Here is an 18263-nt window from a genome sequence, read left to right as displayed (position 1 = left end):
TTGATAGAGTATTGTTTTTTGATAATTGAAATCGGGCGTTGTGAGGTGGTGATTGAAAGTTTTTTATGGCTTGGCATTTTTTATATTGGTGTTTTCTCAATTCAGTTTGGCTGTTCAGTTCGTTCATACTAGAGCCGATTTCGTTGGCTTGTCAGGTCTTAACGAAGGGCAACAAATTAAAGTGAAAAACTGGATAAATCATGGCTTAGACGCAACCCAAAAAACACTCGGGCCCTTAATACAAAAAAACGTACCAATATATTTGAAACCGCAATATTTTGCTTTTGAAGCCGTACCTTGGGCCGAAGTCATTCGCGGCGAGCAAGATGGTGTTGAGCTTCAATTTAGTCGCTATGCGAGTCTCAAACAATTAAAAAACGACTGGACGCTGTATCACGAGTTAGCGCATTTATATCACCCGTTATTAAATTACGAAGACTTCTGGTTGAGTGAAGGCTTGGCGACTTTTTTGCAAAACCAAATCATGAAAGACAGCGGCATTATTACTTATGACAATATGGTGATGAGACTAAGAGCTGGGCTTGAGCGCGGACAATCTAACACCTATCGTTTATCACATCTTCAAGATGCGCGCTTAGCGAGTGTGAGTAGCAATATGTGGCAACTCAACGCTCAGCAGCGTGTGTATTGGAGTGGTGTGGCATTTTTTTTAGAAGCGCAATATCAACTCAAATTGCAGCAAGCCAAATATAAAACCATAGCTGAGCTGATCCAAGTCTATCAGGCTTGCTGTAAAGTGTCAGATCAGCAATCGGGTCGTCAATTTTTAATGGCATTAGACAAACTTTCGAAAACGGCGGTGTTTAATAACTTGTATTTAAAATATAAAAATCGAACCGACTTTCCCAAGTTGAAACAAAAACACTTCAATGCACTGTGATACCAATCCCAATGTCGCTGCGAAGAGGATCTGAACAGTGGTGACTTAATAAAGAATCGCAAACCGGCATACGAAGTTGAGTATACGATGTTGTTATTCTTGATTAAATCACAGTCTCAGAACTAAGAGGCTATCTTGATGATATTTATCATAAATATTCCAGAGAACATTATCCATGTGTTGAACAATTCAAAGATTAAATAGGGTAAATCGACTAAAGTCTAGTGTCCTTTAACGTCAGCGTAAACTAGCGTGAGAGTATAAAGACCATAAATTAACCAAGGTTACTTGGCGAAATTAAAGGCACTATTATGACAACAACAAACATAAACTATCAGTCTTATTATCAAGACTTTCAACAGAACCCAGAGGCATTTTGGCTTAAACAAGCACAAAATCTGAACTGGCACACACAGCCTACTCAAGGTGTCAGCCAATGTTATGAGCAACTTGACCATTGGTTTGCAGATGGTGAACTGAACACCAGCTATTTGGCACTCGATCATCATATTGAACAGGGACGAGGCGAGCAGTTGGCGCTTATTTATGACTCACCTGTCACTGAGCAAAAGCGAACTTACACCTATAATCAACTTCATGAAGCGGTCAGCTTGTTTGCTGGTGGCTTAAAAAATTTAGGGGTAGAAGCGGGCGATCGCGTTGTGATTTACATGCCAATGATCCCTGAGGCGTCTATTGCTATGCTGGCCTGTGCCCGAATAGGCGCCGTTCACTCAGTGGTTTTCGGTGGCTTTGCCCCGCGAGAACTTGCTATGCGCATTGATGATGCTAAACCTAAACTGGTGCTTACTGCATCATGCGGTGTTGAGCCTAGCCGTATAATTGAATACAAGCCAATGCTAGACGAAGCACTTGAGCTTGCAGATCACAAAGTGGCTCATTGCGTGGTTTTCCAACGACCACAGGCCCAAGCGCAGTTACAAGCCAAGCGCGATTTAGATTGGCTAACTGTACTTGAAAAAGCGCATCCAACAGATGCCGTACCACTCCCTGCAACTCACCCGCTTTATATTCTTTATACTTCTGGCACCACAGGCACTCCGAAAGGCGTTTTACGTGAACAGGGTGGTCATGCGGTAGCACTTAATTACAGTATGCAAACCGTGTATGGCATGCAGCCTGGGCAAGTATTTTGGGCAGCTTCGGACATAGGTTGGGTCGTCGGCCACTCATATATTGTTTATGGGCCGTTAATTTATGGCTGCACCACGGTTTTATACGAAGGTAAGCCTGTATTTACACCAGACGCTGGTGCATTTTGGCGAGTAGTAGAAGAGTATAAAGTGAATGCGTTGTTTAGTGCACCAACGGCTTTCAGAGCGATTAAGAAGCAAGATCCTGAAGCCGAGCTATTGGCAAAATATGATGTATCTAGTTTAGAAAGATTGTTCTTAGCAGGCGAGCGACTAGACCCCGCAACCTATGAGTGGCTACAAGATAAAACAGGCCTCCCAGTGATTGATCACTGGTGGCAAACGGAAACAGGGTGGGCAATTGCTTGTAACCCAGTGGGTATTGAGCAACTACCAACCAAAGCGGGCAGTGCTACGGTACCCACACCTGGTTATCAGGTTCACATTCTTGATGTCGACGGCGGTCAATGTGAAGCGAATGAACAAGGTGTGGTTGCTGTGAAATTACCACTACCACCTGGGTGTCTTACCACAATTTGGGGCAATGCCGAACGTTTTAAACAAAGTTACTTGTCTCAATATAAAGGCTACTATTTATCAGGTGATGGCGGTTTTATCGACGAAGATGGTTACTTGTTTATCATGGGACGAACCGATGATGTGATTAATGTGGCGGGCCATCGTTTATCAACCGGTGAAATAGAAGAAGTGGTTGCGGCGCATCCTAGTGTGGCCGAGTGTGCTGTGTTTGCCAGCAAAGATAACTTAAAAGGGCAAGTACCCGTTGCTATGGTGGTAACAAAAGAAGGCTGTACTAAGCAAGACGACGAAATTGCCGCTGAAATTCGTGCCTCTATTCGAGCTCAAATCGGTGCCATTGCTTGTTTACAAACCATTCAAGTTGTAGAGCGCTTACCTAAAACTCGTTCTGGTAAGTTACTGCGTAAAAATTTAAGACAGTTGGTTGATGGTGAGCAAATTCAAGTGCCTTCGACAATTGAAGACCCTTCAGTAATTGAAGAGATACAAGCTCAGTGGCAATCATTTTCAAGGTAGTGTAAACCTTAAGAACGCAGTATAAAATTTACATAAATTGAGAAACTAATTAGATGAAGTAGCAAGACCGTAACACTGTTTCTAAGAAGCAGTGTTACGATAAAATTAATGTATATCTCTACCTTTTGCTGCTTTCGGTAATACTTTTAAAGCCGTTTATATTAAAGAGTAGCCTTCTTCCAACAATGCTTCTTAATTGATTCAAGTATACGTTTAAATTGTTCTAAATTTTGTTTTTAATGAATGAGTGTTTTGAACAGTTGATTGCATATTTGGGTTAGCTCATAATTTGATTAGTGCTGCTGACATCTCAAAAATCAATAGCTCCCTCTTTTATGCTTGATTTAACAATACAATTAGACAACTTATGTATTCTGTAAAAAGTCATCAACTGATTTACATGAGTTTGATGCAAGCTTAATTGCTTCAGTAAAACATATCCAAATATTCTTAGCTTAAAAAAGCAGTGTTATAGCAATCCTCCAAATGATTCAGATTTTAAACTACGAATCTGAAATATCACTACAAACTTTGTCCTTTTTGCTTTTATTCATTTGAAGTTTTGCTGTTCTCTTTAAAGATTGAATTAAATTTGGATCAGAAGACTTATTTGCTGCTAGATAAAGTTTTTTACTCAAAGCTTTAATAGTGAAACTTTCTAGCTTTAATTTATTAAAAAACTCTTCTTGAGTAAGGTTTTTAATAAATAGATCAGCTGCAAAAATTACATCTACTCGTCCTTTGGATAGCAGACCTAACCCTTGTTCATGGCTTGCTAGAATGACTAAGTTGTCATCGGTACTAAAGCCATGTTTCTTTAGGTATAACTCACTAGGCTGACCAGAGGCAACGGAAACAACATATTTTTTTGCGTCTTTTACAGAAGAAATAGAAATCTTGTTGTTATCTTTTTTCCAAAAAAAAGAAACATTTATATCGCATAAAGGCATAATCCATTTAAATATATCCTCACGCTCTTTTGTACGAGCCACAGAATAAAGCAGTGCATTCTTTTCTTTTAATGCATTATGGTAAGAACGATACCAAGGTAAAACGTGAATTTTGTATGGAATATTAACTTCATCAAGAAGCCCCTTAACCAATGTGGTAGAAATTCCAGTGATATTTTTTGGAGATAATCTTACTTGGTAGGGTGGAAATTCTTCAGTATATACATTTAGCAATTTAGCACTGATAGTAAATGAGAAACACAAAACAGTGATAAATATTATGATTGATTTCACGTTAATCTCTCCACTCAGTTTTTTTAATTCTAGTAAAGATTATTTAAATTGAAGGACAGAAATCAGGTTTTATAACCTCCTTTTTTGCATCTACTTAGATTGTGGTCAATACTTAGTCAAAATAAAAATTCATGCTCATTGACTATGATAAATACATTAACCGTTCAATCTAGACTTATTTTGCTCGCTTGTATGCCTATTATCTTGTTTGTAGGTGCGACTATTTTTACCTTAAAAGAAGTCAAAATCATCGTTCATGATTTAGATGAGTTATACGACCTTCGTGTCATTCCAATGCAAGAAATCAAAGTCGTTTCTGACGACTACGCTGTCATTATCGTCGACACATTCCACAAGCTTAGAGGTGGGACTGTATCTAAAGAACAAGCCATAGCTGATATTTTAAAAGCACAAGAGGTAGCCCGAAAAAATTGGCAGTTATATCTAAAAAATGTGACGAGTGCAGAAGAGAAAAGGCTTATTAGTTCAGCTGAACAACAACGAGAAAAAGTGGATCAATTGATTGCGATATATTTATCGGAGATTAGAGAGAACACTTTTAATTCAAAAGATTATTCATCATTTGTGAAAGAAGTTTACAACACTTTTGATCCACTCAGCGCAAGTTTTGGCGATTTAATTAACTATCAGGTGAAGCAAGCTCAATTGTTAAAAATAGAAGGGGATGAAGAAGCAGAGAAAGTGGAATTTTCTCTTATTGTTTTGTCGGTTGTTATTGTAGTTGCAATGTTATCAGTAGGCTTCTTAATCTATAAAAGTATCAATGTGCCTTTATCAAAAATGGGCCAAACGATAGAACAAGTTGTCAGAGATACAGATTTAACCTTACGTGTTGAAGAAAATGGCAACGATGAGTTTAGTAAAATAGCTATAGACTTTAATATGATGATGGACAAATTTAATGCTATGTTAAGTAAAATCTCATCGGCCATTGATTCTTTATCAGGATTATCTTCTCAAGTCGCAAGATCAGGCAGTCAAATAGCTTCTTCAGCCCAAGAGCAAGAACAACAAACAGCAATGATTGCTCAAGCAATTACTGAAATGAGCTCTGCGATTGCTGAAGTATCAGATAGTGCATCTCGTACCGCAACAAATGCTGAAGACGCTGAAAATTTATCTATTGAAGGGCAAAAAACCATTGAGGAAAGTATAAGAGCAATTCATGAGCTTGCTGAGTTAGTGGTTAATAATGCGCAGTTAATTAATGAACTGAACAATCAAACAACAGAAATAAATCAAGTAGTAATGATGATCCAAGGTGTTGCTGAACAAACTAACTTGCTAGCTCTAAATGCTGCGATTGAAGCTGCGAGAGCAGGAGATTCAGGTCGAGGCTTTGCGGTAGTTGCGGACGAGGTGAGAACGTTGGCACATAATACTCAAAAGGCCACTGAGAATATAAAAGAGATGATTAGTAAACTACAAACTCAGGCAAATAATGCTGTCTCAGCTATGTCAGATGCTGAAAATAGAGCATCGAAAAGTGTAGAAATGGCCGAGTATTCCTCTCAAAAAATTCAGGCCATCAGCAGCTCAGTAAGTGAAATAGCATCTATGAATATTCAAGTATCAACGGCTACTGAAGAGCAGACTTGTGTAACAAGTGAAATGTCTAATTCAATTGAAGGTTTTAACTTAAGTATTAATGAAATCTCAATGAATGCCCAAAATAATTCAGTTTCGGGGGAAGAGCTGTCAGATATGGCTGAGCAATTAAAGCAAGAAGTAAAACAATTCAAAGTTTAAAAGCATAGAACTTAGTGTCACGGCAACAAACAGAATATAAAAGTTTTCAGCAGGAAAGTTATTGCACCTGCATGAAGACTTGAGCTCGTTTTTCAGTGTTTTACTAATGATTTTGCATGGTACAAAGCTTGCTAACTCTATCTGAATACTCATCTGTTAATTCAGTTTTACGTTCAGGTTTAGGGATAGCAATGAAAATTCATAGCAGCATATATACTGATCAAAGCTTTAATAAAGCGCATTCAGCAACACAAACAGACAGTTTAAATAAGCACGCCTCGTTTGCTACTCAGTTGAACAACTTAAATAAATCTGAAGAATATCAACAGCAATCTGCCGTTGGTCTCCTAACAAAAAGCCTTCCGTTTTCAGAGCAATCCAAAGCACTCTATAACATAGCCAAAGACAAGGCCTCTGAGAGAGTTGATGATACGTTAAGTGACAGAGAGCGCTCTATCGAAACTTATAAAGAAACCATGATAGAGATAATGGAAATGCCAATTGATGTAGAAATATTACCTTCAGAAATTAATGAGGCACTTATCTTCAATAACTTAGGTATAAATTATCTTGAGTATAAAGAGCTAAAAGTGCGCATGGAAATGCTATCGTTGACAGATCAAGATATAGATGAAGACTCAGCATTGCATCGCTCTGATAAAGAGAAGTTAAGAAATATGACTGATGATTTAAGCGCGCAACTACAACTAAAAATTGACGAATTGCTGGCTGGCAATAACAAGCCTGATGAAGAAAACCAACGACTTAATTTTAGTAATCAAATCAATACGCAATTTGAAGACTTTGGTCTGAATGATGTTGATAAATTTGATTTGCGAAAAAGAATGGTGTGATATGCGAGTGCTTCAAGTTGAATGACTTGAAGCACTTTAAATATTGATTTATGTTTTTTATTAAACCGCAGCTAAGTATCTGCGCTCTACATCGGCCCAATTAATGACATTAAAAAAGGCATTAATATACTCTGGGCGGCGATTTTGATACTTCAAATAGTATGCATGTTCCCATACATCTAAGCCTAAAATAGGCACTAGATTATCCATTAATGGACTGTCTTGATTGAGTGAACTGGTTACTTGTAGCTCACCTTGCTCGTTCACAACCAGCCACGCCCAGCCGCTACCGAAACGTGTTAGTGCGGCTTTGATGAAAAGTTCTTTGAAAGTATCAAAGCTACCAAATGCTTCATTGATATCATCGGCTAATTTACCTGCATGCAGCTGCCCGCCATTTTCAGACATCACTTCCCAAAATAGACTGTGATTATGATGCCCACCAACATGGTCTCTCACTGCACCTTGAAGAGAGCTTGGTAGGGTTTGGATATTTCTTAATAACCACTCGTCACTTTTCTCAGAAAACTCAGTGCCTGCAAGCGCTTCGTTGGCTTTATTTACATAGGTTTGATGATGCAAGGTATGGTGAATTTCCATGGTTTTTGTATCAATGTGTGGCTCTAATGCGTCATATTGATAATTTAGTTTTGGTAGTGAGAATGGCATTAAGCACTCCTTCGGTTTTGATAGATAAAAATTAGTGATAAGTCAGCGATGTGACGGAATATGGTTCAGAGATTTTTTCAAGTTTGTTCAGTAAATTTGGTGATTGAGCAAGGTGCTTTCTAATTGCAAATGAATGATGCTGTAGTTGAGACAAATGTTTTGAGAATAAATAGTGGTTTTCGTCTTGGGTTGCATTCAGTAAACAGTGCCCACAATCACACACCACGTTATAGCCCTCAACTAAGAAGTCACATGCAATTTCATGTTTTCCTTGAGCCATAGAAGAGTCGACCAAATTCAAGTACGACACGACGAGTGCTGGAACAAATTGATCAATCACCCAAGATGTAGGTGGCGGTGTATTTGAAGTTATGAAACCACCAATATCAGCTAAGTGCTCTAAGCTATCTTGGTATAATTTGTCCGCAGTAATGTAGCGATTGTTTTCGAATGCGCTGTTACCCTCGCATATTGTATTTTGCCAAGTGAGCATAGCCTGTTGGATCAGCGTGTTATTGGTATCCATAAGTTAAATATAAAATGAAATTGAAAATGATTGTTATTTATATTTGATCTTTTCGGCTTTGTTGTCAAAGTGAAATTACTTATAGGGCATAAATTTATATGTAATAACTTGAATTAAAGGAGGAAGAGCACAATTAAGTTGATTATGTATTAGTCAGAATATTGGTAAGTTAAAATGAATTTTTTAACCATTTGGTTAGGTGCTTTAATTATTTTACTGTTTGTTTTTTTGGGAAGAAGAGCGACAAAATGGGCCAAGAAAATGCCTAAAGGCGCTTATTTATTTATGGCGCTCATGCCGCTGATTTCATTGTTTCCAATTCCACCACCGGCATTTAAAAACGTGGCTAAAGCAAAGCAAGAACAACCAAAACGTAAAGAAGATAACGGAGACGATAAATAAAAGAGTAAGGGTTATCTGAACTATTTTTGTGTCACTAGCCTTGCCGCTAGCCCTAAAAATATGACGCCGAGTAACCCATCTATATGTTTACCCAAGCGAAGTTTATTTCCAAAGTAAGCGCCAATTTTACTAAATCCTAATGAGAATAACGTGTTGAAAGCAAAAGCAATGAGACTTAGCAAAGTGCCGAGCATGAGAATTTGCCCCGTCAAACTTGAGTTGGCAGTGGTAAATTGGGGTAAAAACAAGCTAAAAAATAATAAGGCTTTCGGGTTCAATAAGTTATTCAACAATCCCTTACTCATAAGTTGCATAGGCTGTAATTCAGGCACGGGCAATGGGTCACTTGGTGATGTTTGATTAGCGTACCAAGTTTTAATGAGGTTAACCCCTAACCAAGCCAAATAGAGTGCACCGGTGACTTTTATCGCCATCGCAATTGGTGGCATTTGTTGCATGAGTTGACCTAGCCCAAAGGCGACTAGCGAGGTTTGTACTAGTCCAGCTAACAATATACCAATCGCAAGCATGAAACCCGCTTTAAAGCCTTTTGAAGATGCATAAGTTGAAATCAGTAACAGGTCAGGACCCGGTGAAAGTACAAGCATAATAGAGGCGATAAAAAACAGCGGCAGAATACTCAAATCAATCATTACTTTTCCTTAGTGAATGCACAGCCGTTGCGGCTTATTTTTCAAGCGGCGCAGTATACACGAATAGGTCAAAGTGACTAAATGAGCGGTTAAAGTTTAGTTAAAAGTGCGTTGAGATAAACGTATCAGAAAAATAGTGACATTTTACTGATACGAGACTCAAAATTTATGACCTTTAATCTAGACTCAATGGCTCAAACGAACCTTGTTGCTTTATAGACAACAGGGTATTTTCTAAGTGGGCGAGCAGATTATCGTAAACGAAATTCCCCATTGAAATACGTTTCACACCGAGTTGTTGCAGTTGGTCAAAACTGGCTAGTTCTGGCATACACATGATATTGAGTGGCAAAGAACAGTGTGCAACGATTTTGCTGATATCGCTAGGAGCAGTTAAGCAAGGCAAGAAGATACCATCCGCCCCTGCGTCTTCGTATAGACTAATTCGCTCGATTGTTTCAGGTAAAGCTGTGGCTGCATCAAGGATGTAAGTATCTGAGCGGGCGTTTATAAACATTTCAATGTTTTTGCCATTCAATAATGCTTTAATTTGTGACAGTCTCTCACTGAAATCATGTTTATTGACTAAAGATCTGCGGCCATTTGTTAATTGGCTGTCTTCGATATTAATACCCACCACTCCTAACTTTGCCAGTTTTGCAATGTTATCGACAATCTCTTGTGGCGTGTCAGCATAACCCGCTTCTATATCTGCACTAAGCGGTAATGTGGTCACTTCTGATATTTGCTTAACGACCGCCAGTAATGTGTCAAAACAAATGTTTTGACCATCAGTTTTTCCTAATGACGTCGCAATTGCAGCGCTTGATGTGCCGATTGCCTTATAGCCAAGTTTTTCAGCAATAACTGCACTCGCCGCATCCCATACATTACAAATTATAAGTGGCGCTTCTTGGTGATGTAATTCTCTAAACATAATACGTTCCTAATGTGACTTTAGTTATTTAACTGGGAAATATTAAAGATAGGGGCAGGCCTTTACTCGACAGTTACGGAACTGAATGTTCATTTTTAGCTACTATCTTCTGCTATTCATCAATTTTATCAATCTCCCCAATCGGAAAATTTGCACTTTACCTCAAGTTAGCTTGAGCTTTTAAAGTTGCTTCATCAAATGAGTAAACAAGAAAGTAATCAGAGGATGAAGACAATGAAGCAGACAAAAATAATCGAAAAAATCACTCAACTTTTTAACGCAATCATGGCCAATAAGTAAGGAGCGCATTATGTATTTAGAGCATGTAAATTTAGTCGTAAGCAATATCGAACGTTCATTAAAGTTTTATCAAGCGGCATTTCCACATTGGTTTATTCGCAGCAAAGGTGAGGGGGAGTGGTATGGCAAACAGCGCACTTGGGTACACTTTGGTGATGATTACCATTATTTAGCCATGAGCGACCACGGTGAAGGTGACAACCGTAAGTTAGAAGGGCATCAAGTGGGTCTTGCGCACTTTGCGTATGTCGTTAAAAATATCGATGCGCTTGCAAAAAGAATGTTAGCAGCGGGGTTCGAGATTGATAAAACAGGCAGTGAGCACCCATTTAGAAAAAATTTATATTTCATCGACCCAGACGGTTTTGAAGTGGAGTTTGTAGAGTATTTATCTGATCTACCGAATGAACGAAACTCAGATTAATTTTGTATAATAGGCATATGTTATATGTATGCCTTTATTTTCTCCGCTACTTTTTCTATGTGCTCAGGTTCAGCCTTCACTTCGGCGTGCGCTTTTAAACCGTGTAATGATCCTGGAATAATATGAAAATGAAAGTGCGGCACAGTTTGACCTGCGGCATTGCCATTATGTTGCACAATCGAAGTCCCTTGCACGTTTAAGGCTTGCTCAACGGCCTTACCTACTTTCTGTACTTTTTTCATACAGGCCAGCGCGGCTTGATCTGTGAGATCGTAAATCGTGGTAGCAGCTTGTTTTGGAATAACCAGAGCATGCCCTTCTTTTTGCGGCATGATATCCATAAAAGCAAGCGTATAGTCGTCTTCAAATAATTTAATGCAAGGGGCTTGGCCTTTTAAAATCTTCGCAAAGATATTATTTGCTTGGTATTGATCTTTCATTCTTGCCTCGGTTACGTCACAGGGTTGTAATCTTGCTGTTTTTTATCATGCGAATACTTAGAATTTATTACAAGTAGATGCGGTAAATGGATCACCATGCATTGAGAGGCAATATAAACCACCCAGTTAAGGTACCTGACTTGCGGATAAAACCCTTCGCCTTGATTACCGTAAATCCAAAAGTTGCCGATGATGGCATCGGCAACAGCAGCCAGAATAAAGCCAGTGCCAACCAGTAACTCGCCTTTTGATGCTTTAAAAGCGCCGCAAGATAAGATAAAGGCAAGGCCAGAAAAACCAACAACGGCAACCAGCATGGCATAAATCCCAGTGCTGATACTGATAAACAAGTCAGTATCAGGAAGGTGCATCATAACCATTGAGATCATACCGACCACACAGCCAGCGATCACAGGGTATCTGATAAAGCGTTTATCTTTGGTGTTTAATTGGATTGCATGAATGCCAGCGAGCAAAAGCAGGGTGTAGCCCGGCAAGAAAAAGTAAATAGACTCGGCTAAATAGTCATGCTTAATAGCGCTTTCATATCGATAAAAGGTTTCAGGAAGATTGAAGTTGGTAATATCACCTAATAAGCATAAGAAAAGGCTACTAAAACTGAGAAAAGCAATTTGTTTGTGTGCTGGGGATTGAGTGTTAGCGATGGTTTTTCGATAAATAAGCCAGCTATTTAATAATAACGCGAATAGGATGAGACTTTCACAAATTAATATTTGATTTCTTTCAGCGCCTTCAATAGACCAAAAGCCTAATAATGCGCCTACAGAGTCAACAAAAGCAAATAAGATAATGGTTACAGATAAGTAGATTAAGTTATGATCCTTCATAATATTACTCTTTGTTTTTTCTTATCATTACAGGTTTGAGAACTTTTGCCTAGTGACTTTCCCCCAATATGGGTCTGAAAAGGTATCTTCGCTAAACTGATCTACTTGATAACAACGCAAAGTTTTTTGCCAGAATAGCGTGGCATAATCTGCGCCTGCTATTTGCTTGATTTGCCAATGGCCCTTGAATAAATCAAATAATTTGTGACTAAACTGCATGCCAAGTTGCTTTTGTCTGAAATAAGGCACGATGTAAAACTCACATACCTCAAATTCATATTCACTATTTTGCGATATTGCGGCAATGCCAGCAGGTACGTTGTCAACATAACAAATAAAGCCAAAAGTGGACTCATCTAATTGTGTGTCTAATGGAAAAATGCCATCTTCATCGGGTGCTTTTCCGACTATTTTTGAAAATTCAGCCTCATACGCCTGAGCCAAATTAAGATAAATATGTTCAATATCAGTGAAAACTTGTTTAACAGTTAGATTCATAAAGGCGCTTTTTATCGGTTGAAGGCTATGCTAATTTACCAATTAGCTCGTCTAATAAGCTTTTTAGTTGCTTAGCTTTTTCAATATCGATTTGGCTATTCTCAAGCAATTGCATAGGAATACAAGCGACTTCGCTTTTTAATACGTGCCCTTTTTCAGTCAGTTTTATTATCACTTTACGCTCATCAAACTCGCTTCTCGCTCTTTCTACTAATTCGGCACTCTGCATTCTTTTTAGTAGCGGCGTTAAGGTGTTACTGCTGAGCATGGCTTTATCACCGATGTCACTTACCGTTAAGCCATCTTGCTCCCAAAGGATCAACAAAACAATATATTGCGGATAAGTGAGACCATGAGCTTCAAGCAAAGGCTGGTAAAGACGCGTTACCAGCCTTGATGCGGCATAAAGCGGAAAGCACAACTGATTTTCTAATTTTAGTAAATCATCGTTTTGCATTTGCGCACTCTCTAAAGTAGCTTTTCAATCTTCTTAGCAATTGCTTGCGGTTTTGTCACTGGCGCAAAGCGGCTCTCAACTTCACCATGACGATTGATCAAAAACTTTGTGAAATTCCATTTAATGTTTTTGCCAAAAAAGCCTGTTTTCTTAGACTTTAAATACTGAAATACCGGGTGTGCATTTTCACCATTTACATCCACTTTTTCACTGATCAAAAAATCAACGCCATAGTTAATCAAACACCCTTGTTGAATAGTACTGGCATCACCAGGCTCTTGATTGCCAAATTGATTACAAGGAAAACCGATGATCACAAGGCCTTTATCTGCGTATTCCTCGTGAAGCTTTTGCATGCCTTCATATTGATAAGTAAAGCCACATTCACTTGCGGTATTAACGATCAATACAACTTTATCTTTAAAATCAGAGAAGTTGATTGGTTTGCCTTGTAAGCTTGTCGCTTTTAAATCATAAAACATAAATTAAGCACCTTTTTATTTTAAATCTCCCAAGACTATATCGTGTGCGATTTAAAAGGTCAAACACTAATCAATTAATAGTAATTTGTAATCTAATGCGAGGTGATCGCTACCCGGTAGTGAGTGGGTTTTGAATTGAGAGACTTTAACGCCGTTACTCGTTAAACAATGATCTATCGGTAAACCCGTTAACCAACCATAAGGATGTAGGTATTTAGAAGCATGCCAAGATGCATACATGCCTGTTTGTTGATAGCACGGGGTGAGTTGATGATGACGTGGGAAGTGATTTGACCAAGGTGTGGTATTAAAGTCACCAGCCACCAGAATATGTTTATTTTTCGCAAGCTCTACCAAGGGTTGAACACTGCCCAATAACACATTGCGTTTTATCCATTTATCTGGGGTACGTGGTGAAGGGGGGTGCAATAAAATGAGATCGAGCCTTTGTTTTGGTAATTGCAAAGTCAAAGTAATAACCGTCCCTTTTCGTGGTAAAACTTTATGTTTTTTTATATTTGTAAGTGGGTATTTACTAATTAAACTCATTCCATCAGGAAAGCCATCATAATCCCCATCACCAAACTTATAACGCTTAGCTGCGATTTCCAGAAAAAGTGGCTTTTGTTCTTGGTTAAATTCGTAAAAAAGATATAAGTCGGCATCGAGTGAGTTCAGTTCTTCAACGGCAGTTCGTAGCACTGGGTTGTAGTAACTTAAATTTGCTTGCACGATATGTAGTTTGGGATACGCGTCTAAATATTCCGTTTCTAAAGGTTGTGCCTTACTAAACCACCAAAGGTGGCTACTGGCAAAAAGTACGATTGAGAGAACGGCTGATATCGCACCGACTTTGACAGACTTTAGCAGCAAAGGAATGCTAAAAAACAACGCCAATATAAAAAAATGAAGTTGAAAGTTACTTAGTAAATCGAGTAGGTAATACTCACCACTTAATGCCACTAAAGGCAGTAAGATCAGCAGGAGTAGAACTAGCTCAATCAGTAGTAAAATGAAAAACAATGCATCACCAAGTTTTGTTTCTATTTAACTAAACTTTAGTCTAGGTAGCGCAAAAATGAGAAGTTTTAGTCCATTGGTGTTTAATATGAGCGCTTATTCTTGGTGACTTTTTAGAGCGTTAGCCTGCTCGGTTATCAATCCACTCACTCATTACTACATGGGTTTTTATCTTCACAAAATCAGGCTGGGCGTCGAGGTGTTCACGAATTTCATGCAAGCGCTGCATTGATTCTGCTTGAACAAAAACCAATAAATCCATATCGCCCGTGATCCCACGGCAGGTGACCACTTCTGGAATTGCCTGAAACAAAGGCACAACTTCAGAGCAACGTGCACATTGGTGCTGAATTTCAAAATAAGCAGATACACCAATTTTTTGAGACTCACTTAGTAACACTTGGTAGCCTCGAATAACGCCATTTTGCTCGAGCTTTTTAATTCTCTCGGTTACGGCTGAGCGTGAAAGGCTCACGGTATCGGCAATGGCCGAGACGCTTTGGCGCGCATTCTTTTTTAATTCAGCAATGATCTGTTTGTCGAACTTATCCATCATAAAGCACTTTGTGAGAACTGGACCAGCAGAATTTTACACTTTAGGTATTTTTATTAAAGTCTTAATACTGTGCTTATTACATTAACGTTTTCTACAATATGAGTTGCTGATCAGGATATTATTGATTTTCTGTTATTTATGCTCTTTTTGTTGTCTAAATGTATGTCCCAAATCAATCAACTTAGCATTTTTAAATTTCGAACCCACAGTAAAGTTAGGAGTATCTTCAAAAATAAGTTCTTACTGGCAGAAACTAGCAATAAAAAGTTATCGAATACACTTTTTTATTTACCCAAGATGCTGATAAATATGCTTATTGTTTTAATAAGAAAAACCGTAGATTTTTATTAAGAAGAAAGTTCAATGGCGAAATAAGCTGTCTATAAATTTCAATAAGGAAGTAATTATGACAGCTTCAAAAACAACATATATTCGCCAGCTCACGCCCAGTATCGCTTTACTCGGGGCAACTTTTATAGGCGTAGTAAATGCCTCTGATCACACTTTACCAAACATGGTAAAAATCCCCGGAGGCGAATTCATGATGGGCACTGCTTTTGGTGATAAACGTGCACAACCGCTTCATAAGGTAGCCATAAAACCATTTATGATGGCAACGCATCAAGTCACTATGGCTGAGTTTAGGCAGTTTGTTGAAGATACAAATTACCAAATGCCGCAAAACTGCAGTGATACTCTAACTGAAAACTGGTTATCGGGGCCAAACGACCAAGGAGATAAAAACTGGCAAAGTCATCGCTATGTGATGAGTGAATACCAACCTGTCACTTGCACAGGGTTACAGGCTACTTATGACTATGTAGATTGGCTGAGTGAAAAAACGGGTATTACTTTCAGGTTACCAACAGAGCAGGAATGGGAATATGCCACTCGCGCTGGTACAACAAGCCATTACTTTTGGGGCGATGACACCAACCAGACGCAAGCGTGTCAATACGGTAATTTTGCTGATGAATCGAGTGAGTATTGGGCTTCAAATCAAGTGGGCGCAAGTTATGTTGGTTTTTTAGAACATGCTCAATGTAACGATAATGAACCCTATATTACTCTAGTTGGCATGTATCGCCCGAATCCATTTGGTTTGTATGATATGTTAGGTAATGCATCAAATTTATTAGCCAATTGTTATTACCCTGAATATAAAAAACGTACTGCTGAAGAAATGGATGTTACCAAGTGTGAGCGCATTGCACACCGAGGTTATAGCTGGCACTCTCCACCAGCAAACCACAGTGATCGAGGCCGTATTCCAAAAACTAAGCCATTCGCGGGTGTTAGTTTTCGGTTAGTTACTGACGACTTAACAGTGAAGCCAAATAACACAACACTGGCTTTTGCAAGTAAATTAAACCAAGCTCAACAAGCGCGTAAAGCTTCACGACCCACATTTTTGCCTACACCTAACAGCTTACAGCTTAAAAAATTAGATCAGGGTAACTATGAATTAAGTTGGCAAAAAGTAGACGATAAAAGCGTGACGCACTATGACGTTTATCTCTCAACCAAACCTCATTCACATTTAATGGGCGGTTTTTTTAAAAAATACTATGAAAAATTAGTCACGGTACAGGCAAGCAATAATCAAGTTAAGGTAACGTTACCTAATGAAGGCGGTAGCTTGAGAGTCGTTGCTAAAAACAACACTGTGGGAAGCTTGCCAAGCCATGCAGCTTATCAAACAAATCATAAAACGCTCGATATTCCAGGAAACCTAGATATACAACATGTTAGCCAACTTGTTAATGCCAAACTTGGGTTTAGTGCGGCGAACGAAACGCGACCAGAACTTTACTACATCACTAAGATTAATCATGGTTACACACAAGAAGAAGTATCCGCTACTTTTAATGTTAATGTGAAAGAAGATGGCTGGTATAAATTTAGTTATCGCGGCAGAACAAGCAATGACGGCGTGTTTTATAAAGTTTGGCAAAACAATGAACACGTTGGTGACATAGTTTACGATGGTGATAAAGAAGCGCCTAATCGCAATCAAGTTTACTTGAAAAAAGGCGAGTCTAATCTGCAATTAAGCTTTTTGCACTCAGGCATGGACTATTGGTCTATGGGAGGCATAGAGTTAACTAAGATAGAAGACAGTATTAAAATATAAATCATAACTGTTACAAGCAGCAAAATGAGCTAAGTAGCTTTATTCATATATGTTTGAAGATGCATTAGATTTCAATCTTTAACTGGCGTTTTGTTGCTTGTAAACAGGCCTTAAAAGTAAGCGCACATTTTATTATATAAATGAGTGTTATAAATCCACATTAATCACCATAAAACTGTAATACCTTGTTACATAACAAGTGCTTATCTCAAAGCTAAAAGCCGTTTAGAATTGCTTAACATCGATTCAATCCACAACTAATAATACACATAATGAAAAAGCTGATAAGTTTAAGTGCTGCTCTACTTTTATCTTTTAATAGTTTTGCCGGAGAAGTTTACTCTGAGTTTCCAACGCAGATAAAACCTCAAGAAAAGTATATATTTTACTCTCATGGTTACATTGTCGAAGGGGATAATCCCAAGCCTGTCAATACTAAAAATGGCTGGGGGCTTTATGATTTTCCTGCAATAAAGGCTGCACTTGCTGATGAGAGTTACAATTTGATTGCTTTTCATAGGTCAAAAAACACTGACCCATATAAATATGCTTATGAGCTTAATAAACAAATAAGAAGCTTGGTAGCACAAGGTGTAGATGCCAAAAATATCACTATTATGGGTTTTTCGAAGGGCGCTTTCATAACAGGTCTGACTTCAGACAAGGTATCAGATTTAGGGGTTAATACGATTTTACTTGCAGGCTGTGGTCGACTTGTTTTTAAACAACACACAGACATAAAGGTATATGGCCGTGTCTTGTCTATTTACGAGAAAACTGACAAAGCAAACACTTGTAAGGCACTTAAAACTAAAAGTACTCAAGCGGAGTCATTTGAAGAAATAGCGATAAATACAGGGCTAGAACATGGTGCCTTTTATCGACCTATTCCTGAATGGGTCAAGCCAGTTAAACGCTGGATAAAAGCGCTTTAATAG

The 18263-nt window shown here is 38.5% G+C and carries 20 protein-coding genes; 8 read left to right on the top strand and 12 right to left on the bottom strand.

What is annotated here, in order from left to right:
* Positions 1-52: 52 nt before the first annotated feature.
* Complete coding sequence (locus tag ACGHEH_RS05555; protein WP_390442649.1) at positions 53-901, top strand: hypothetical protein; 849 nt, start codon at positions 53-55, stop codon at positions 899-901.
* Positions 902-1212: 311 nt separating this feature from the next.
* Positions 1213-3111, top strand: coding sequence for a propionyl-CoA synthetase (locus ACGHEH_RS05550; RefSeq protein ID WP_390442646.1), 1899 nt, complete (start codon positions 1213-1215; stop codon positions 3109-3111).
* A gap of 503 nt (positions 3112-3614) precedes the next feature.
* On the opposite strand, the gene ACGHEH_RS05545 is transcribed toward ACGHEH_RS05550, so the two are convergent.
* The gene (locus tag ACGHEH_RS05545; RefSeq protein ID WP_390442643.1) at positions 3615-4355 is read right to left on the bottom strand and encodes a substrate-binding periplasmic protein; all 741 of its coding nucleotides are present in this window, start codon (positions 4353-4355) and stop codon (positions 3615-3617) included.
* 144 nt (positions 4356-4499) lie between these two features.
* On the opposite strand from ACGHEH_RS05545, the gene ACGHEH_RS05540 reads away from it, so the two are divergent.
* Together ACGHEH_RS05540 and ACGHEH_RS05535 are read left to right on the top strand one after the other, a co-directional pair.
* Positions 4500-6125 carry a methyl-accepting chemotaxis protein gene (locus ACGHEH_RS05540; protein ID WP_390442640.1) on the top strand — a complete coding sequence of 542 codons (1626 nt, stop codon included), beginning with the start codon at positions 4500-4502 and terminating at the stop codon, positions 6123-6125.
* Positions 6126-6316: 191 nt separating this feature from the next.
* Positions 6317-6979, top strand: a complete 663-nt coding sequence (locus ACGHEH_RS05535; protein WP_390442638.1) for a hypothetical protein — start codon at positions 6317-6319, stop codon at positions 6977-6979.
* Between the two features lie 60 nt (positions 6980-7039).
* Here the strand turns inward: ACGHEH_RS05535 and ACGHEH_RS05530 are convergent, their stop codons facing one another.
* Together ACGHEH_RS05530 and ACGHEH_RS05525 are read right to left on the bottom strand one after the other, a co-directional pair.
* Positions 7040-7648, bottom strand: a complete 609-nt coding sequence (locus ACGHEH_RS05530; protein WP_390442636.1) for a superoxide dismutase — start codon at positions 7646-7648, stop codon at positions 7040-7042.
* A gap of 31 nt (positions 7649-7679) precedes the next feature.
* Complete coding sequence (locus ACGHEH_RS05525; RefSeq protein ID WP_390442633.1) at positions 7680-8174, bottom strand: hypothetical protein; 495 nt, start codon at positions 8172-8174, stop codon at positions 7680-7682.
* Between the two features lie 174 nt (positions 8175-8348).
* On the opposite strand from ACGHEH_RS05525, the gene ACGHEH_RS05520 reads away from it, so the two are divergent.
* Positions 8349-8576, top strand: coding sequence for a hypothetical protein (locus ACGHEH_RS05520; protein ID WP_390442631.1), 228 nt, complete (start codon positions 8349-8351; stop codon positions 8574-8576).
* 20 nt (positions 8577-8596) lie between these two features.
* Here ACGHEH_RS05520 and ACGHEH_RS05515 read toward each other — a convergent pair whose 3' ends face one another.
* Positions 8597-9229, bottom strand: a complete 633-nt coding sequence (locus tag ACGHEH_RS05515; RefSeq protein ID WP_390442629.1) for a LysE family translocator — start codon at positions 9227-9229, stop codon at positions 8597-8599.
* 175 nt (positions 9230-9404) lie between these two features.
* Positions 9405-10166, bottom strand: coding sequence for an isocitrate lyase/phosphoenolpyruvate mutase family protein (locus ACGHEH_RS05510; protein WP_390442627.1), 762 nt, complete (start codon positions 10164-10166; stop codon positions 9405-9407).
* Positions 10167-10476: 310 nt separating this feature from the next.
* Here ACGHEH_RS05510 and ACGHEH_RS05505 point away from each other — a divergent pair, with 310 nt between their 5' ends.
* A complete protein-coding gene (locus ACGHEH_RS05505) occupies positions 10477-10890 on the top strand; it encodes a VOC family protein (RefSeq protein WP_390442624.1) in 414 nt (137 codons plus the stop codon).
* Positions 10891-10910: 20 nt separating this feature from the next.
* Here the strand turns inward: ACGHEH_RS05505 and ACGHEH_RS05500 are convergent, their stop codons facing one another.
* The 7 genes from ACGHEH_RS05500 to ACGHEH_RS05470 form a co-directional block, all read right to left on the bottom strand.
* Positions 10911-11330 (bottom strand): HIT family protein, encoded by a 420-nt coding sequence (locus ACGHEH_RS05500; protein ID WP_390442622.1) that lies wholly within the window; start codon positions 11328-11330, stop codon positions 10911-10913.
* 11 nt (positions 11331-11341) lie between these two features.
* Positions 11342-12178: a hypothetical protein gene (locus ACGHEH_RS05495; RefSeq protein ID WP_390442619.1), complete on the bottom strand. Its 837-nt coding sequence runs from the start codon at positions 12176-12178 to the stop codon at positions 11342-11344.
* Between the two features lie 27 nt (positions 12179-12205).
* Positions 12206-12676, bottom strand: a complete 471-nt coding sequence (locus tag ACGHEH_RS05490) for a GNAT family N-acetyltransferase (protein WP_390442616.1) — start codon at positions 12674-12676, stop codon at positions 12206-12208.
* A 25-nt stretch (positions 12677-12701) separates the two neighbouring features.
* Complete coding sequence (locus ACGHEH_RS05485) at positions 12702-13133, bottom strand: MarR family winged helix-turn-helix transcriptional regulator (protein ID WP_390442614.1); 432 nt, start codon at positions 13131-13133, stop codon at positions 12702-12704.
* Positions 13134-13144: 11 nt separating this feature from the next.
* Entirely contained in the window at positions 13145-13615 is a 471-nt protein-coding gene (locus tag ACGHEH_RS05480; protein ID WP_390442611.1) for a glutathione peroxidase, read from the bottom strand.
* A gap of 66 nt (positions 13616-13681) precedes the next feature.
* A complete protein-coding gene (locus ACGHEH_RS05475; RefSeq protein ID WP_390442609.1) occupies positions 13682-14638 on the bottom strand; it encodes an endonuclease/exonuclease/phosphatase family protein in 957 nt (318 codons plus the stop codon).
* Positions 14639-14756: 118 nt separating this feature from the next.
* Entirely contained in the window at positions 14757-15188 is a 432-nt protein-coding gene (locus ACGHEH_RS05470; protein WP_390444141.1) for an Lrp/AsnC family transcriptional regulator, read from the bottom strand.
* 409 nt (positions 15189-15597) lie between these two features.
* Between ACGHEH_RS05470 and ACGHEH_RS05465 the strand changes: the two genes are divergently transcribed.
* Both ACGHEH_RS05465 and ACGHEH_RS05460 read left to right on the top strand, forming a co-directional pair.
* Positions 15598-17325 (top strand): SUMF1/EgtB/PvdO family nonheme iron enzyme, encoded by a 1728-nt coding sequence (locus tag ACGHEH_RS05465; protein ID WP_390442607.1) that lies wholly within the window; start codon positions 15598-15600, stop codon positions 17323-17325.
* Between the two features lie 272 nt (positions 17326-17597).
* Complete coding sequence (locus tag ACGHEH_RS05460) at positions 17598-18260, top strand: alpha/beta hydrolase (protein WP_390442605.1); 663 nt, start codon at positions 17598-17600, stop codon at positions 18258-18260.
* Positions 18261-18263 lie beyond the last annotated feature (3 nt).

It is taken from the genome of Pseudoalteromonas sp. MTN2-4, assembly GCF_042848605.1.
Lineage (GTDB): Bacteria > Pseudomonadota > Gammaproteobacteria > Enterobacterales > Alteromonadaceae > Pseudoalteromonas.
The sequence above is the reverse complement of the archived record's forward strand: the minus strand, read 5'-3'. Positions and strand labels throughout refer to the sequence as shown.

Bases quoted from the DNA above. Each gene is read 5' to 3' on its own strand.
- ACGHEH_RS05505 (WP_390442624.1), top strand. From the start codon at position 10,477: ATGTATTTAGAGCATGTAAATTTAGTCGTAAGCAATATCGAACGTTCA.
- ACGHEH_RS05540 (WP_390442640.1), top strand. From the start codon at position 4,500: ATGATAAATACATTAACCGTTCAATCTAGACTTATTTTGCTCGCTTGT.
- ACGHEH_RS05470 (WP_390444141.1), bottom strand. From the start codon at position 15,188: ATGGATAAGTTCGACAAACAGATCATTGCTGAATTAAAAAAGAATGCG.
- ACGHEH_RS05520 (WP_390442631.1), top strand. From the start codon at position 8,349: ATGAATTTTTTAACCATTTGGTTAGGTGCTTTAATTATTTTACTGTTT.
- ACGHEH_RS05485 (WP_390442614.1), bottom strand. From the start codon at position 13,133: ATGCAAAACGATGATTTACTAAAATTAGAAAATCAGTTGTGCTTTCCG.
- ACGHEH_RS05490 (WP_390442616.1), bottom strand. From the start codon at position 12,676: ATGAATCTAACTGTTAAACAAGTTTTCACTGATATTGAACATATTTAT.
- ACGHEH_RS05500 (WP_390442622.1), bottom strand. From the start codon at position 11,330: ATGAAAGATCAATACCAAGCAAATAATATCTTTGCGAAGATTTTAAAA.
- ACGHEH_RS05510 (WP_390442627.1), bottom strand. From the start codon at position 10,166: ATGTTTAGAGAATTACATCACCAAGAAGCGCCACTTATAATTTGTAAT.
- ACGHEH_RS05480 (WP_390442611.1), bottom strand. From the start codon at position 13,615: ATGTTTTATGATTTAAAAGCGACAAGCTTACAAGGCAAACCAATCAAC.
- ACGHEH_RS05530 (WP_390442636.1), bottom strand. From the start codon at position 7,648: ATGCCATTCTCACTACCAAAACTAAATTATCAATATGACGCATTAGAG.
- ACGHEH_RS05495 (WP_390442619.1), bottom strand. From the start codon at position 12,178: ATGAAGGATCATAACTTAATCTACTTATCTGTAACCATTATCTTATTT.
- ACGHEH_RS05515 (WP_390442629.1), bottom strand. From the start codon at position 9,229: ATGATTGATTTGAGTATTCTGCCGCTGTTTTTTATCGCCTCTATTATG.
- ACGHEH_RS05525 (WP_390442633.1), bottom strand. From the start codon at position 8,174: ATGGATACCAATAACACGCTGATCCAACAGGCTATGCTCACTTGGCAA.
- ACGHEH_RS05465 (WP_390442607.1), top strand. From the start codon at position 15,598: ATGACAGCTTCAAAAACAACATATATTCGCCAGCTCACGCCCAGTATC.
- ACGHEH_RS05535 (WP_390442638.1), top strand. From the start codon at position 6,317: ATGAAAATTCATAGCAGCATATATACTGATCAAAGCTTTAATAAAGCG.
- ACGHEH_RS05460 (WP_390442605.1), top strand. From the start codon at position 17,598: ATGAAAAAGCTGATAAGTTTAAGTGCTGCTCTACTTTTATCTTTTAAT.
- ACGHEH_RS05550 (WP_390442646.1), top strand. From the start codon at position 1,213: ATGACAACAACAAACATAAACTATCAGTCTTATTATCAAGACTTTCAA.